Origin of the sequence: Candidatus Mycoplasma mahonii, from assembly GCF_030550815.1 — a bacterium.
Lineage (GTDB): Bacteria > Bacillota_I > Bacilli_A > Mycoplasmatales > Metamycoplasmataceae > Mycoplasma_O > Mycoplasma_O mahonii.
This window is the reverse complement of the sequence record NZ_CP114583.1, coordinates 699,752-716,950: the sequence shown is the minus strand read 5'-3', so window position 1 is coordinate 716,950 and position 17,199 is coordinate 699,752. Positions and strand designations below refer to the sequence as shown.

Sequence of the window (17,199 nt, the reverse complement as noted above, 5' to 3'; positions counted from 1 at the left end):
ATTCTTGTGTATTCTTAAACTTTGAAGACGCTCAATTTAAACTAATGAATGTTTTGGGGTGGTATCATTCTTGTGTATTCTTAAACAACTCCCTCATCCACCCTTAGGTACTTTCAGTTTTGGGGTGGTATCATTCTTGTGTATTCTTAAACATCTCAACCAGAAGGGATAGCAATTGGCTAGTTTTGGGGTGGTATCATTCTTGTGTATTCTTAAACTATTAAAAATGGTAAATGTCAATATATTAAGTTTTGGGGTGGTATCATTCTTGTGTATTCTTAAACTTATCCGCGTACTCATTAACCGGAAATACCGTTTTGGGGTGGTATCATTCTTGTGTATTCTTAAACCTAAAAGTTTAGGGAACTTAAAGGGTTTAAGTTTTGGGGTGGTATCATTCTTGTGTATTCTTAAACAAATTTTGCTGGCAAAACTTGAACGACAAAGTTTTGGGGTGGTATCATTCTTGTGTATTCTTAAACAAGGTCGACGTTCAATAGGAATTTTAATCAGTTTTGGGGTGGTATCATTCTTGTGTATTCTTAAACTCATACTCCGATAATGAACGAACAAGTTCCGTTTTGGGGTGGTATCATTCTTGTGTATTCTTAAACATAGAACTGCCAAAAAGGAGCAAGAAATGAGTTTTGGGGTGGTATCATTCTTGTGTATTCTTAAACGCTATCGACTATTCTACAATCAAAATGATAGTTTTGGGGTGGTATCATTCTTGTGTATTCTTAAACCGTTTAGCCGCTGACTTTTATACTACCAGAGTTTTGGGGTGGTATCATTCTTGTGTATTCTTAAACTAGCTTCTTCCAAATCTTCTTCCAAATCTTCTTCCAAATCATGTTTTGGGGTGGTATCATTCTTGTGTATTCTTAAACATCTGTTCCATAGTAATCTGTTAGGAACAAGTTTTGGGGTGGTATCATTCTTGTGTATTCTTAAACTCCATAACCTTTAGAATCATCTTCCATTTGGTTTTGGGGTGGTATCATTCTTGTGTATTCTTAAACAAGTAAAAAAGAAGTGAAAAGATTTAGAAAGTTTTGGGGTGGTATCATTCTTGTGTATTCTTAAACTAGCACTCCTGGAATGTCTATCGGTTTTGGGTTTTGGGGTGGTATCATTCTTGTGTATTCTTAAACTATAAAGATTACTTTACCTCAGCGCTCCCAGTTTTGGGGTGGTATCATTCTTGTGTATTCTTAAACAGAGCTAAGAATAAAACCTATATGAAATCAGTTTTGGGGTGGTATCATTCTTGTGTATTCTTAAACTAGCACTCCTGGAATGTCTATCGGTTTTGGGTTTTGGGGTGGTATCATTCTTGTGTATTCTTAAACTGATTATGGATTTTGAATTACAACAAAGAGTTTTGGGGTGGTATCATTCTTGTGTATTCTTAAACTGTCATATAACCATTGAGATCATATAATGGGTTTTGGGGTGGTATCATTCTTGTGTATTCTTAAACTAGGTCTACATTCAACCGTAATTTTAACCAGTTTTGGGGTGGTATCATTCTTGTGTATTCTTAAACAGATGCGGCCTCATAATTGACATCGGCAAGTTTTGGGGTGGTATCATTCTTGTGTATTCTTAAACAAAAATACAAAAAGCTTTAAACGCTCACGCGTTTTGGGGTGGTATCATTCTTGTGTATTCTTAAACTAGCTTCTTCCAAATCTTCTTCCAAATCATGTTTTGGGGTGGTATCATTCTTGTGTATTCTTAAACGAATAGTACTACGCAATGAAAACGCCCTAAGTTTTGGGGTGGTATCATTCTTGTGTATTCTTAAACATCTGTTCCATAGTAATCTGTTAGGAACAAGTTTTGGGGTGGTATCATTCTTGTGTATTCTTAAACTCCATAACCTTTAGAATCATCTTCCATTTGGTTTTGGGGTGGTATCATTCTTGTGTATTCTTAAACAAAAAAGGAACTATTCCAATTTCATTTACAAGTTTTGGGGTGGTATCATTCTTGTGTATTCTTAAACGCCTATTAAGTTTTCAACTTGGGAGCAAATGTTTTGGGGTGGTATCATTCTTGTGTATTCTTAAACCCGCATCGTACGTCGCTCGCTACATTATGAGTTTTGGGGTGGTATCATTCTTGTGTATTCTTAAACTCAAACCCAGGAAGTTTGAAAGTTCGCCCAGTTTTGGGGTGGTATCATTCTTGTGTATTCTTAAACGCGCCGCTTCCCCTTAAAGAAGTGCATAACGTTTTGGGGTGGTATCATTCTTGTGTATTCTTAAACTAACTCAATTAGCTCCATTGATTGAAGCAAGTTTTGGGGTGGTATCATTCTTGTGTATTCTTAAACGTTTCTTTAATAAAATCTTCGCAATGTGTTGTTTTGGGGTGGTATCATTCTTGTGTATTCTTAAACTAATGTAAAAAATATTCCATTGGCTATTAAGTTTTGGGGTGGTATCATTCTTGTGTATTCTTAAACAGTTGAAACATTACAATTGATGCTTTACCAGTTTTGGGGTGGTATCATTCTTGTGTATTCTTAAACCGGATCAACCTTAATTGCAAATACCATAGCGTTTTGGGGTGGTATCATTCTTGTGTATTCTTAAACCGGATCAACCTTAATTGCAAATACCATAGCGTTTTGGGGTGGTATCATTCTTGTGTATTCTTAAACTCCATAACCTTTAGCTCCATCTTCCATTTGGTTTTGGGGTGGTATCATTCTTGTGTATTCTTAAACGTTAGTGATTATGGGCTTGAAGATTTTGGCGTTTTGGGGTGGTATCATTCTTGTGTATTCTTAAACAAATTATTTCCAAACTATTATGGTACAAGGGTTTTGGGGTGGTATCATTCTTGTGTATTCTTAAACGGGGAACGCCTTGCCAATGAGTTCTATGTCGTTTTGGGGTGGTATCATTCTTGTGTATTCTTAAACGCTAATATGATATTTGACTTAGAGATGTTTGTTTTGGGGTGGTATCATTCTTGTGTATTCTTAAACTTAGGCGTCAAAATAGAAATAATTCCAAAGTTTTGGGGTGGTATCATTCTTGTGTATTCTTAAACTCAATTTATCTGCGATTTTCTATTTACTAAGTTTTGGGGTGGTATCATTCTTGTGTATTCTTAAACAAAATCAAAATAAAGAAATATCATATTTCAGTTTTAGGGTGGTATCATTCTAGTGTATTCTTAAACTTATTACCTATTTTTGCCATAAATAATTATTTTATATTTTTTGTGTCATAGATAATAGAATGTATAATATTGTTATGAGCATTAAGAGACACTTTTATAATGAACAACACTACACAATTGATCCTGAGACAAAAAAGATCACCTTGAAGAATAATTTTCATGGCCAATTATTAAATAAAGGACTATGAGGCGGTTCGCTAGGGCTTGGATTTAAAAAAATTGGAGGATCATCAGTTGGTGATGTTTTATTAGTCGATAATTACAAATCAAGATTCCAAGCTTTTTGCCGTATGTCTTGAGTTGGTGTCCCAATTCTTGATCGCAAATATGTTGATGCCGGGATCGCCATTGAGCCTAAAGTACTTGATTTAATCTCGAATAAATTAAGCAAACCAGTTAAAGGTTTTCCTGCAAAAGAGTATAACTATGATTATTTCAAAGGCAAAGACGATGTTGTGGGCGGTCTACCGGATGGATTACTTGAGGCTGATGGAATTGTTATAGAAGTTAAAACTACGGGCGCTAAAAACTTTGATAAATGAAAAAAATGGGGAATTCCTGTTGCTTATCATAAACAATCGCAACTATATACATATTTAATGGGATTAAAAGAATATGTCATTGTAGCAACTTTCTTAGAAGAAGAAGATTATGCTCATCCTGAGGATTATGATATTGTTCAGCGAAAAACCAAATTATGAAAATTTAAAATCGATAATAACCAAGTAGAAGATGATATTAAAAAGATCAAGACATGATATTATGAATATACAAAGTCTGGGATATCTCCAGAATGAGATCCCATTCTTGATAAAGAACAAATTGAATATTTACAATGTAAAAATGTTGATGAATGATTAGAACTACAAAACAAATGAATACAACAAGGCAAAATTCCTCATGAGTAATGAGTATATTAAATATGCCCAATTTAGAAAATATTTAACAGCTCAACCATTTTTTATTTGGCATAAATTAGATGATGCTATCGATGTTGAAGAATCAGCAACAGGTTTTAGTTTTGAGGATTTAACCGATTCTTTAGATATTGATCCAACTAGTCAAATTATGGCAAGAACATATAGCTTATTTGATAAGTGACTTATGAATAAGCTTATTAAAGATAATGAAATAATTATTTTATCAGCTAAATCAGTCGAAGATAAGATTATCGAAACAAAAAAATATCTCGATTCAGGCAAACTAATTTTACGACCGGTCTTTGAACACGATGGAGCCGTGGCTCAACCTTTTGCTTATGATACTAAATCAAAGATCATTGTTGATATTAAATATTCCAAAAAAACCAAAAGAGCTGATTTTATGAAAGCTTTTTGAAATTATTCCATCACTGCAAAGTATAATATCGTTCATGATTATCAATTATTTTTACCAGTGGATAAAGATTATAAAAAAAATGAAATTGATTTAATTGCTGTTAATAAAATTCATTCCCAAAAAGGCGGTTTTGCCCCTGGAGAAATAGATAAAAACGGTAATGAAAAAGCTAAACTTATTTTGCCTGTGGTAATTTCTAGACAAGTAGATAAAAACACAATTTTTCCAGATATTGATTTTGCTATTAAAAAAATTAAAGAAGCTAAAGATACTAAAGTCTTTTCTGAAAACTTGGAGCTTGATACAACGTCTTTTGGTGATAACAATCAATGGGTTGAGTTGTTAGAAGTTTTGAAACATCCTTATGCGGGAGTTAATGGTAATTTGATTAAAAAGAAATCATTAGCTAATGACGATACCATTGATTCATCTTTATGAGATGATATCAAAAAAGCCAAGAAGGCTAGTGTTTATAATGAAGAAATAGTACGTAAAACAATTGATCCTATCATCCAAGCAACACACGTCCTTTGATATGATTTTGAAGGATATTCATTACCATTTGCCCCTTTAGACAATATTGCTCCTAATTCACAAGTCCCTTTTCAAGTCTCAATCATTGAGACCATCGATAATGTGGAAGTGAGAAAAGAAAACAAAGTAGTTGATCCTAGGACTTTAACACTTGAAGACTTATTTGATGTTGTTAAAACTGTTTATGCCAATAAAGTTGATTGTTATGTTGTTTATAACAAAACTTATGAAAATACTAGAATCAAAGAAATAGTTAAATACATGGATAAAGCAGATCATCCTCAAGCAGCAACAGCGAGATCAATGTATGAATGGATCATTAATCATACAGTTGATCTTTATGACATCTTTGTGATTTCCAAAAAAGATGCTGAACCTGGAATTATCTTGCATGATCAAAAGGCTCGTTCATCAATTAAGAATGTTGAAAAACATATTACAGCAAATCATATCGAGTTGCCAAGAGTAATAGTTCCTTATAAAGAACTAGATGTTCAAAATGGGATGATGGCCATGAACTTAGCCATTGAAAGAGCACTAGGGATTATTGGTGAAAATAAGTGAAAACAAGAAGTGACAAAATTAAGAAAATATTGCGAAAATGATGTCCGCGCTATGATTATGGTTTATGACTTTGCTTTGTTATTGATGGATTAAGTGGAAGATTTATTTATGTATTATTAATCAATCTGAGGGTCTGCTTTTCCTCGTTTGTCAATTTATTTATATTACCTCTATTTTTGTTAAAGCCAATTTCAAAGGAACCATACTTTTGTATGAAATATACCTCAAAAAAATTTAATTTTTCAACAGAGCAATTTATGAGTGTTTTTACAATGTAATCTGATCTATTTTTACTATTTTTAGAGTTAAAATGCGACGAACTTTCTTGAAAATGCTCTTTTAGTCTTTTGATCACATTTTTGCTTTGTCCTACATAGATTTGCTTTGTAGATTTTAATTGCATCATATAAATCCCAGACTGATAGTGCGAATCTCACTTCTCATTTTTAAAAATATTTATTTTATATTCTATTTTTTTTGATTCTGAATTGAATATACATTTTTTCGTTAAAAGATTATCAATTTTAATTTCTTTTGTGAATTTTTTTTGAGATTCCAGTTTCTTTCTTTCTATATCATTTAAAACATTTTTATTCATTCAAATATAATGTTTTTCACTTATATCTATTTGCACATCATATCCGGGTGTTTGATGTATCAAACATTTACTTCTTCGAGAAGTTATTTTTCCTGTTCCCTTAAAATATATATCTCCTATTGCAGAAACCGGTTTTTTACATTTGTAACACACAGGACGAAGATATGATGAATTAAAAATAAGTAAACCAATAAGTAAACCAATTACTCCTACAATAATTATAAACACACCAATTAATATTAATATAACCATTATTAATTTATATCATATATTAATAATTCTTACTATCTTTTTCAATAATATAAATATTTAAAACTAAATGCTGATAAGAATATTAGCAAACACGCAAATATTGTTCCGGATCATATTCAGAACAGGATTTGGTATATATTAAAATTATGTTTTAATTCTTTAAAAAATAATGTACTTGTATTACTTGTTGTCTCGTACACTGATATAAGGTGTCTAATGGCATTCATATTGTCAACATAATTAATGATAAAATATATATATCAACCGATATTTAAAATTATAAAGATAAACATTCATGCAGAAAACACCCTTCTTTTTCATCATCATATATAAATATAAACAGATCATAATACCCCAAATAAATTTAATATAATCCCAAAATAACCATTGCCATTAATTGTGGAAGTATCAAATAGTTTATTTTTAAAATATGTATTTGTAAAAAATGTTGAAATAGTCATTAAAAATAATGCAGATATTAGTGCAGTCATTATTATTAGATTAATAATATCTGTGGTCATCATCTTTGGTTTTGGCTGCTTTGCCTTTTTAATTTTATGTCCTGATACTAAAAGTATTTGGTCAATCAACGCTTCTTTATTTAAATTATCATATTTATATATGGAAAATTGTTCTGCCACTTTTTTTAATTCTTCCAAACTTAAATTATTAAGTGAATTTCTCTTGTTTGCCATAAAAAGATTATATTGTATTTCACATGTTTTATTTACATGTATATTTATATGTTCAGCTATCACCCAAGAGAATATCTTTCTGATTTTGTGGTGGAAATAATAATCGGTTATGCCATTAAATGATCATAAAGTATAATTTCTGATAATAAGATAGGGCAACCAACTGCTAAACTAAGGAGGTATTGTGAAAAAATGTCTGCAATCTGATTATGGTTTATGACTTTACCATCTTCCTCTTGAATGGAAAAGATAAGTATATGACTTTATTTTGGGTAAATTTTTTAATTTTATGAAATTAATAACATAATTATATAGTTATCGTAGATCCTAATGAGGATCGTTTTTTACTAATAAATAGTTATCGCTAGTTATAGTCTTTTTGTAAAATATTTAGAGTTTTTTAAGAATTGATGTTTTTTTACTACATATATAAGTGAGTAGAAAAATATTTTACTCACTTAGAAAGGTTATAAATATGATTGAAAATAAAGCAAATATGAAATTATGTAAATTGGATCTGGAAAAAATAATTTTCAAATGTATAATTATAGCGATGTCTTAATGAATGAAAAGAAGATCTTAGCATTGATAAAGCATCTCAATAAAAAGGAAATTATCGCTAGAGAACTAAAAAGCGGAATCATTAGATTATGGTTTAAGTCAGTTCATGATGTGACAAATAAATTTTGCAAAGATAATGGAATCTATATTATTCCATATAAGACTAGGAGGTGACCTGTGAGTCCAACATTTGAAAAAGAAGTAAGAGCTTTTATGGAGAAGACAAGTGTGTTTATTGATAATCAGGGTATTTTCAATGATGCTGTCTTTGAATTTATGAAAGAACAAAGGGTAGTAAACAAAGAACAAAGGGGAGTAAACAAAGAACAAAGGGAAGTAAACAAAAAACAAATTAAATTTAATAATGCCATCATAAAACATACTAAATTTAAAATTAATGATAAACAAGAATAATTATCTAAAGATTTCATCATTGATAAAATCTTTGCTTTATATCCATATTATTCATGACAAAATAATTCATAGAAACAATATGTTGTCCAATTAAAATGGTATGAACAAAAGGTTGATATGTGAATAAATTAACTCAAAGAATACTAAAGGAACAGAGCGATTTGTTAATAGTTATTACTGTCACCAATTATTAAAAACTAAATATCTATTGAAGCTATAAATTTAAGAGATAAAATCTTGTGTAATTAAGGATGGGAATGAAGGTGTAGCAAATAAATACTTTACTCTTGATACTTTTTGATATAATTTTTTAGCAAATTACTTGGAGAAGTAGCTCAGCTTGGTAGAGCGCTACGTTTGGGACGTAGTGGTCGTAGGTTCAAATCCTATCTTCTTCACCATTTGGGGGGGTAGCTCACCTGGCTAGAGCACCTGCCTTGCACGCAGGGGGTAGTGGGTTCGATCCCCATCCTCTCCACCATTATGGCTCTGTAGCTCAGTTGGTTAGAGCACGCGGTTCATACCCGCGAGGTCAAGAGTTCGATTCTCTTTGGAGCCACCATTTGGCTAATGCCGCCAAGGCACCATGGTCCCATAGCTCAGTTGGTTAGAGCAACCGGCTCATAACCGGTTGGTCACAGGTTCAAGTCCTGTTGGGACTACCATATGAAAAAAGTAAGGTAACACCTTACTTTTTTGTATTTTTGATATAATGATTTTATGTTGTTAAATAAAAAAGCAAAAGTTATCAATGTAAAAGATCTTTCTAAAAAAGTCAATTGACTGCTAGGAAGAAACTTTTATAGTATCCAAGACTTTAAAGTCTTGTCTTCATGAAGACAATATAAGGTCTTGAAAATGATTGTGAAGATTGAAGGTCTAGTTCTAACAAGAAGTGAGATTAAAGATATGATCAAAATGATCAACAACGAGTTTGCTGGTAATGTTGATCAAATTAAGTTATTGTTACCAAATGTTGGAACACTGATTTTATTTGAAAAAGTAACTGAACGGGTGAAAGATGTCTTTGTGAATTTCATCTTTATTATTACCTTTAGAAGTAATAAATTCGAGTTGATGCGAAATTAGACCGATGTTTAGATTTAAAGTAAATAAAGACAATAATATTTTTGTATCGACTTATTTTTAAGTACTAAGAAGATAAACATGGGGTCAAGCCCAGAAACGAGAAATAAAATGAAAAAATCATTATTGGCATTAGGTGCTATAACAGTAGTTATTACTCCCATGACCGTTGTTATTGCTTGTGGTGATGATAGTCCAACAACATTGGATCTAACTATTGGTCAAGTTGCTGCTATAGGAGATGAACAACTGGCTATTTTGGTAGCAGATGATACTAAAGGATTAACCAAAGCACAAGCTTTAGCTAAGGTTGATACATTAACAGGCAGTGCTGATCAAAAAGCATCACTTAAGACATTAATAAATTATTATAAAAACTGAGAGACATCATGAAATGTTATTAGTTTTGCAAGAGGCGCTAGAGGACCCACAGCTGAATTGGGTTTGATTGCTTGAAAAGGTTATAGTGAAGCTAAGGCCAAGCTGTCAACAGAAGAAGAAGAAGACTCAGCTGCATTATCTGCACTTCAAAAACCATTTTTTGATTTCATAAAAAACGGATCTGCTGATATAAATGAAATTGGAAAAGGCATTATAGAGAAATTCACAAATGTTGGAACCGCTGATGAGCCAGCTTCAAAAAATAATAAATTTTCGTCATTGGTTCTTAATGTAGCAACCGCAGATGAAAAGACTCACACCCTGACAACAGGAGTTTTATGGACTCTAGGTGTTGATGCAATGGGCGGAACTGAAATTGTAAGATACATCCTAGAACATTTGACTCCTAAGTGAACTTTAGTAGAAGCATCATAATCAATATCATTAATTAAATCTAATAACTTGCTTAAATTATTAAGATTAACAATAATTTCACCATTCAAATAAAAAATTAACTAATTAGATTACATGAAAATCATTTATTTGTTCTATCATGAAATCCTATATCACATATCCACTTAATAACATTAATGACTTAAGAGCTTAAAACCATATTAGGTTATATGTTAAAACATTAATAATTAAGGTAGATATTTAGTAAAGAATGAACAAGATACTTTTAGTGTGCTTCTTTTAAATATAAGTAAAAATAGCGATCATGTCGAAAAAGGCACAGATTAATTAAAAATTTTAGTGATAGATGAAGCAAAAACATTAACTGATACATTAAAAATGGTCCAGCAAATATAAATGAAATTATTAGTCAATAGTAAAGAAATTCACATTTGTATTAAAATGATTACTTAAAATTTATTTTTTAATATAGTCAATTACCAATAATAATAAATTTAGTTCTTAGATATTTATGTAGTCGTTATTAAATTTGTTACATGCAAAATAGAGACTTTAAAGTATATTATAGAAAATTATAATTGGACTGAATCGTTAAATAATGCAACTTTTTTACAATGTGATTTGCATAATCACGTTAGATTAATAATCGATGATTTTGGTGATATTAGAAAGGATAATATGTATAAATATAACGAGTTAAAAGCAAAGTATAAAGATAAGAAAAAGATGGTTAAAATTAAAACTCAGAATGTAAGATCGAAAATGGTTAAAATGGGTAACAACACACCCAAGGGTGATCCTTCATTAAAAAACACCGAAGGTCATATCATTGATGTCAAAGGTGCTACAAAGGTATATCTTAAAGGTAAGGTTCAAAAAATAGCGCTTTATAATGTTAACTTTGAAATTAAAAAAGGTGAATTTGTTGTAATATTGGGACAATCTGGATCAGGAAAAACAACCTTACTTAATCTTTTATCTGCTCTTGATCGCCCAACAAGCGGCGATATTATTGTGGAGAACACAAATTTGTCATGCCTTTCTAATACAGATCTAACTACATTTCGAAGAAACTATGTTGGGTTTGTCTTTCAATCATACAATTTACTATCAGAATTAAATGCAAGAGATAATGTTGAAATTGGCAGACGTTTACAAAAAGATGGGAACTTAAGACTTGATGTGCAAGAGCTTTTTGAACGTGTTGGCATTACTGATGAGTTAAATTCTTCTGTTGGTGAACTATCTGGAGGACAATTACAAAGAGTGGCACTAATTAGAGCTCTTTCAAAAAATCCATCCATTATTTTTGCCGATGAACCGACGGGAGCCTTGGACTCTAAGACATCCGATAAAGTCATGAAACTTTTTAAAGAAATCAATAAAAAATATAAAACCACCATTGTTCTAGTGACTCATAATAACCAAGTGACTAAAATGGCAGATAAAATTATCAATGTCTCAGATGGGAAGGTTACAGTACAACATGTTTAAATTGCTTTTAAAAAGATCTTTCAAAGGGTTGTTTTTACATAAAGTTTTTTCGATATTATTAATTATCTTGGTTATTTTATCAGGGGCAATTTATACCATTTTGGAATCAACTTCCTCATCTTTTAATGCTTCTTATAATGATGTTATTAATAAAGGTAAACTACATGATTTTGTTATTAAAGAAAATTTTAAGCAAAGTGATGGTTCTAATTTTAAAGTTAAAGGCGTCACAAATACTTCTGGCATGTATGAATTAACAGACGAAAACATCAAGGCAAACGCTCGTCGTGGCATTGATAATGAATATTTTATAAATCTTGGTGTAGGAGATGCTATTGGTGATTTTAATGATGAAGATATTATTCAACAGACAAGAAGCATATCTTTCAACTATAATGGTGTTACACTAAATGATGATTCTAAAAAAATTATAGAAGATGGTAAATTAAATTTTAAGAGTCTTGTAGAGTTTAATGCTAAACAAAAACTCTCGATCAGATTTACTGATGCTCTTAGAGAAGAATATGATAGCGAATTATTTTTAAAAGAAACACACTCGATATCAATCTCATCTGGTAATAAATCTTTTAAGGTCGTGAGATTTAACAATGTGTTAGGGATAAATCAATTGGTGATTAATGATGGATCATCCTTATTTACAGAACCTTTAACAACAAAACAATTAAAAGACCAATTAGAAAAAAGAATAGATAAAAATAAATATTCCTTCAATACAACAAAAGGGTTCAAGGTAACTGCCACAACTGTTTTAAATAAGTCAGAAAACATTATAGACCCTTCTTCATATCAAGCGATTATTTCTCCGGCCTATGCTAATATAAATGAAAAAAAGTCTATTTCTCCAACTGAATTTCAAAAAATATTGAAAATAAATCCAGAATTCATGGCTAATCTTATCACTGATAATGTACTTAAAATGCAATACGATAACAACTTAATCTGAGTTGATCAAACACCATTTATTATAATAGGCATTGGGACAACGCCAGATTTTGCTAATCCAATTATTGATGGTCAACATCCAACAGTGGATCCTGCTAACCAAGCGATTGTCTACACAAATGTAAGAGGGTTTCAAAGAACTTATGATGCTTTTAGAACTAATGAACAAGAAAATTATATTTCTGCAAGATTTAAGAAAAATATTACCCAAGAAAAAAAAGCTGAAATTAAGACAAGTGTTGAACATTTTGCAAGAGGCCAAGACGCAAATGGTAAAGCACTTCCTCTTGTTAATCACCCCACTTCTGCATGACCAAGGAATGTGAAAATTGTTACAAATTGAAATGATAGTAATGATCAATTATTATTAACGCAAGAACGTGTCATCTTTTTAGAACAACTAAAAAATACTATTAGAACAGTTTCATTAATGACTACGTTTATGCTTATCGTATTTGTTGGATCTATTGTGATTCTTGTTTTGCAAGCGATTATTGCTATCAATAAAAAGCAATTTGCAACATTACTTTCATTAGGAATGTCAAAATGAAAGCTTGGATTAAGTGAAGCGATAGCTTTTACAGTTTTAATTGGCACTTCTACCATAATTGCTTACGGAATTGGGCATGGAATGCAATTTATTGCCATTAACTCTTTTTCCAATTATTGGACTTTGCCAACTTATGGTGTTTTGTTTTCCCTAACATCGTTGTTAGTTATCGTGGCCTTGCCGCTATTATTAGTTGGTCTAACCATTATTTTGTTAACAATATTTTCGTTACGTTTTCCTTTACCTAAAATGTTACAAGGCAGAAATGATCCGTCTAGCATCATTTTGACAAAGATTATTTCAAAATTAAGAGTTGTTGGTATATCTGGCCGTTATGCCATTGCCCTTTCAACAAAAAACATTTGAAAAATATTTTTAATTTTTATTACTTCCACAATTTCCATTACAGCAATCATTGTTGGCATGGGTTCATTTGGCAAAGGGATGTTAGCATACAATGAAACTGCTAATGTTCAAAAATTTACTTTCCGAGTTAATTTGAATTCACCAACTAAAGAAGGTGGACAATATGGAACAATTAATTATAAAGATTTAGTCAATGAAAATATTATTCCAATGGAAGTAACATATGGGCCCCCTGGAACAATTTCTGTTGACCTCTTAAAACCACATTGGCATATACCCAGTATTGGGGATTTAGAATATGGATTACCAGATAACGCGCAGAATAACTTAGTAGCATCATCTACGTATCTTAAAAATAAACTACAAATAGAGACATTGTTAAATAGGGATTTAGGGCTTAACCCATGGGATATAGCCAAGAAATTAATGCCAGAGAATCAACTTAATAAGACCATTGAAGATTCTAAAAGTATTAATCAATTAATCAACGGTCCTAATACAAAAGTTCCGGATGAAAAATTAATTGCTGAGAAAATTGCAGTTAAAAAAGTAATCGGTTATCACTTGAGTGATCAGGCACAGGCAAGTCCTTACATCATTTCTTATAATAATGTTATTATCGATTATGGAGATGAAAAATATACGTATTTAGATACAAGTATCGATTCTAAAAAAATGACCATCTTGGGGATTGATAGCTCAACTAAAATGGTGGATATTAATGATCAGTTAAAAAAATTGGAATCAAATACTGATGAATTACCACTTCTAATTAATAAATATATTTCTAAGAAATATGATCTCAATAATGGATCAACGATTGATTTTACAATTAATAATGACTCGACAAGAAATTTCAAAGATCATAACCCACATATAGTAAAAGGTGTCATTCGTGGAATTGTTAATGGCTATAATGATGCAGGTATATATACTTTAAAATCTAAGGCAAATACCATTTTAGGATTAAATGTTATTGATGGCTTTAATGGTATTTTTTCTAAAAATAAAAATCCCGCCATAATTAACACGCTGCCTTTATACTCTGAATCTGGTTTGTATCCAGGAACGGATTCTTTTTCCGGTGCTTGGAACTCTGTCCTAAGTAACATGCTTAAAAATAATGATATTTGGAAGTATTCAGATACTATTGCAAATGATTCTTCATCATTTATTGATAAATACTCATCTACACCATTTGTAGCAGCCATATCAGATGTATCATGAGATAAAATTGATCGGTATACATTTAACAATATATCGAAATTAATTTCATTTATGATTATTTCGATTGAATCAATCTCAATTATTATGGCACTAATTTTTACCATTATTATCACATCATTATTAATAAGGGCAAACTATACCAAAATTGCCACCTTATGAACAATAGGGTATCGCAAGTGAGAAATATCTAAAATATTTTTAACAATGTATTTGTTACCTGTTATTTTAGCTGGTATTTTCGGCACGTTAATTAGTTTAGGAGTATTTGTTGCCATGACTGAGTTTACGATGAATTTTGGTCATATATTAATTCCGTTTGGTATGTCTTGATGAATGCCAATTGCTGCCGTCATAGGAATCCTATTCCTATTTATGATAATTACTTTTTCCAGTATTATGCGATTGAAAGCCGACACTGTTCTTGCAGCGTTTAAGGAGCAATAATGTATAAAAAATTATTATGATTAGGTAGTATTTCATCAATTGTTGTTGTGCCAACAATGGTTGTTTCATGCACAACAACTTGAACAAAATGACAAAAAGAAAAAAATCCCAAGCAAACTATCACTGAATTTCCAAACCTCAAATATGCCAAACCAGATAAGTGAGAAGTAAGGCCAGATATTTTGACATCTAAACTTGCTTATGATGAAAGTACACAGACAGTTATGTTGGATAAGATCAATAATCAGTTTGAATTAAATTTAATTTTAGCTCATGTTTTAGGGCTTATTTCAGCAAAAAGAGCTGATTTATATTGAAAGGATGACCCTGTTCCAAATGCTTACTGAGGAATGAGAGACTATATTGAAAATACAACAAAAACAATTAACTTAAATTTTCAGTATAAAAATAAGAAGACATTAATAAGATGAGACATAACTGATCTAGCAGATGCAGCAATTCAAGGAATAAACTTGTTTAATAATTTAAAAAAACCTGCCGAAAGATCTAGTGCCAAGTCATTCGATGTTGAAGCCGAAGGCCTTTCTGCTGATGGACAACCCGTTAACTCTAGTGGCGTAGCTCGTGTCGGTAGCATTTTAATAACTAATGATGTAGTCAAAGCGCTACTTAATATTGATCCTTCATTTGCACTGGATCTCTCTAAGCTGGTTAATTTGCCAAAAATGAGTTTTAAAAGTTTTAAAACACTTATGGATAAAATCAATGAATTCCTGGATCAAGTTTATAAAAGTTCTTATAAAACATTAGAAGGAAGTTCATTTGTTTCTTCTCACACCGGAAATCTAACTAAAAAGTGATTTAATGAGAAGGAACTTATATACAATGTTAATCCATTGAAAAAAGGCCAACTAAATGATGAAAAAAGTACAATTTATACCAAGGCTTGGAGTGATTCAATGAAGGGGTACTTCCTCATTGATGCTTTAAAACATAAATAAACTGAAAAAAAGACGTATTAATTTACCGATAATGTCCCAAAAAATAATTATTATTTTATGATTTTATATAACAAGATGGTGAATATAATAATTGAATAAATAAACAAAAAGAAGTTACATTATGGAAACAAATAGACCATACAAGCAAGATCATATGGACCAACTAAATAAGCAAATTAGGTTATTTTTCCCCTTATTTACCCAATAGATAAGTTAATGGGTATACCACATGATAGCATCAGTAAGATGTTGATGAAAACTATATTCCTCAAATTGATCCATCTTATAAACCAAAAAATGGTGTCATTACTTTAAATAAATCAGTTATTTCAAAACCGCTTGAGATATTTTATGAACAAATTGCTAAAAGAGTGAAAAATGCATTAGTGGCTGATGAAAATCAAAAGTTTGCCAAGGAATTTTCCGATGAAATTGCTTCAATGAATATTGTTCCAGCCAGAAGAGTATTATACGGAGCAAGATCAGGAACAAGTGTTACTTATTTTAATTGTTTTGTAATGCCAATGCCAGAAGATTCAAGAGAGCAAGGCCAAGAGAAATACCCTAGCCAAGCTTTGAATGCCTTTAAATGGCCTTAAACAATCCAATATATGAAGAGATGAAATACCAAGCTATCCAACTCCTATATACAAGAACCCAATCCACATTAGAGATGATAATTATGAGTTGAGACAATACATTAGGAGTGGGGGGGATTATAGGGGGGTTAATAAGGACACCTAATTAATTACAACTAACTATATCAACTCCAAGATGTAAGGATCCAATCAACATTAGAGAAGTAGATGATAAGTTGAATCCTATTAAAAAGAAATAGATACTAAATAATTGTAATCAATACGGTATTTCTGATCATCGTAAAAACGTAATGGAAATTATGTCTAGAGGCGGAAGAGTAGGAACCAATGGGCAACTCAAGTGTGGCATCTAGATAGTTTTTTTAAGTTATGTATCTCTAATGTAATCATTATGATTGCATTTTTTACTTCATGTATTTTTTTGGAGAACTATGCTTAAAAGAAATGTCATTGTGGTTCCAAAAATAAAACAAAGGTGAAACAACCAACTTTGGGAAAATTGGTTGTTAAAGAATCTTAAAAATTGATTAATGGTTTAACAAGGTTGATGAAAAAGTTC

The 17,199-nt window shown here is 31.0% G+C and carries 11 protein-coding genes, 4 tRNA genes and 1 CRISPR repeat array (1 of these 16 running past the window's edge); of the genes, 13 read left to right on the top strand and 2 right to left on the bottom strand.

Annotated elements, in window-relative coordinates; translation table 4 throughout:
- Positions 1 to 3,198: direct repeats of the CRISPR family, unit length 36 nt; unit sequence GTTTTGGGGTGGTATCATTCTTGTGTATTCTTAAAC; it reaches 6,623 nt to the left of the window's first position.
- A 74-nt stretch (positions 3,199 to 3,272) separates the two neighbouring features.
- Entirely contained in the window at positions 3,273 to 4,106 is an 834-nt protein-coding gene (locus O3I44_RS03320) for an MAGa7180 family putative nuclease (protein WP_303717094.1), read from the top strand.
- Positions 4,099 to 5,727, top strand: a complete 1,629-nt coding sequence (locus O3I44_RS03315) for a DUF2779 domain-containing protein (protein WP_303717093.1) — start codon at positions 4,099 to 4,101, stop codon at positions 5,725 to 5,727. The genes O3I44_RS03320 and O3I44_RS03315 overlap by 8 nt, the downstream gene beginning before the upstream one ends.
- A 13-nt stretch (positions 5,728 to 5,740) precedes the next feature.
- Here O3I44_RS03315 and O3I44_RS03310 read toward each other — a convergent pair whose 3' ends face one another.
- Positions 5,741 to 6,484: a GIY-YIG nuclease family protein gene (locus O3I44_RS03310; RefSeq protein ID WP_303717092.1), complete on the bottom strand. Its 744-nt coding sequence runs from the start codon at positions 6,482 to 6,484 to the stop codon at positions 5,741 to 5,743.
- A gap of 32 nt (positions 6,485 to 6,516) precedes the next feature.
- Positions 6,517 to 7,179, bottom strand: coding sequence for a Rho termination factor N-terminal domain-containing protein (locus O3I44_RS03305; protein WP_303717091.1), 663 nt, complete (start codon positions 7,177 to 7,179; stop codon positions 6,517 to 6,519).
- Between the two features lie 537 nt (positions 7,180 to 7,716).
- Here O3I44_RS03305 and O3I44_RS03300 point away from each other — a divergent pair.
- The 11 genes from O3I44_RS03300 (at position 7,717) to O3I44_RS03250 (ending at position 16,640) form a co-directional block, all read left to right on the top strand.
- Positions 7,717 to 8,154, top strand: coding sequence for a hypothetical protein (locus tag O3I44_RS03300; RefSeq protein ID WP_303717090.1), 438 nt, complete (start codon positions 7,717 to 7,719; stop codon positions 8,152 to 8,154).
- Positions 8,155 to 8,478: 324 nt separating this feature from the next.
- Positions 8,479 to 8,555 (top strand) — tRNA-Pro (locus tag O3I44_RS03295).
- 3 nt (positions 8,556 to 8,558) lie between these two features.
- Positions 8,559 to 8,635, top strand: a tRNA-Ala gene (locus O3I44_RS03290).
- Positions 8,636 to 8,639: 4 nt separating this feature from the next.
- Positions 8,640 to 8,716 (top strand) — tRNA-Met (locus O3I44_RS03285).
- Between the two features lie 26 nt (positions 8,717 to 8,742).
- Positions 8,743 to 8,819: transfer RNA gene (locus tag O3I44_RS03280), tRNA-Ile, on the top strand.
- A 55-nt stretch (positions 8,820 to 8,874) separates the two neighbouring features.
- Positions 8,875 to 9,243, top strand: coding sequence for a hypothetical protein (locus O3I44_RS03275; protein WP_303717089.1), 369 nt, complete (start codon positions 8,875 to 8,877; stop codon positions 9,241 to 9,243).
- A gap of 108 nt (positions 9,244 to 9,351) precedes the next feature.
- Positions 9,352 to 10,056, top strand: coding sequence for a hypothetical protein (locus tag O3I44_RS03270; protein ID WP_303717088.1), 705 nt, complete (start codon positions 9,352 to 9,354; stop codon positions 10,054 to 10,056).
- A gap of 657 nt (positions 10,057 to 10,713) precedes the next feature.
- On the top strand, positions 10,714 to 11,529 hold the full coding sequence (locus O3I44_RS03265) for an ABC transporter ATP-binding protein (protein ID WP_303717087.1): 816 nt from the start codon (positions 10,714 to 10,716) through the stop codon (positions 11,527 to 11,529).
- Positions 11,522 to 15,079 (top strand): ABC transporter permease, encoded by a 3,558-nt coding sequence (locus O3I44_RS03260; protein WP_303717086.1) that lies wholly within the window; start codon positions 11,522 to 11,524, stop codon positions 15,077 to 15,079. Before O3I44_RS03265 ends, O3I44_RS03260 begins: the two co-directional genes overlap by 8 nt.
- Positions 15,079 to 16,041 carry a hypothetical protein gene (locus tag O3I44_RS03255; protein WP_303717085.1) on the top strand — a complete coding sequence of 321 codons (963 nt, stop codon included), beginning with the start codon at positions 15,079 to 15,081 and terminating at the stop codon, positions 16,039 to 16,041. The genes O3I44_RS03260 and O3I44_RS03255 overlap by 1 nt, the downstream gene beginning before the upstream one ends.
- Positions 16,042 to 16,412: 371 nt before the next feature.
- Positions 16,413 to 16,640 (top strand): hypothetical protein, encoded by a 228-nt coding sequence (locus O3I44_RS03250; RefSeq protein WP_303717084.1) that lies wholly within the window; start codon positions 16,413 to 16,415, stop codon positions 16,638 to 16,640.
- The last annotated feature ends 559 nt before the right edge of the window (positions 16,641 to 17,199 follow it).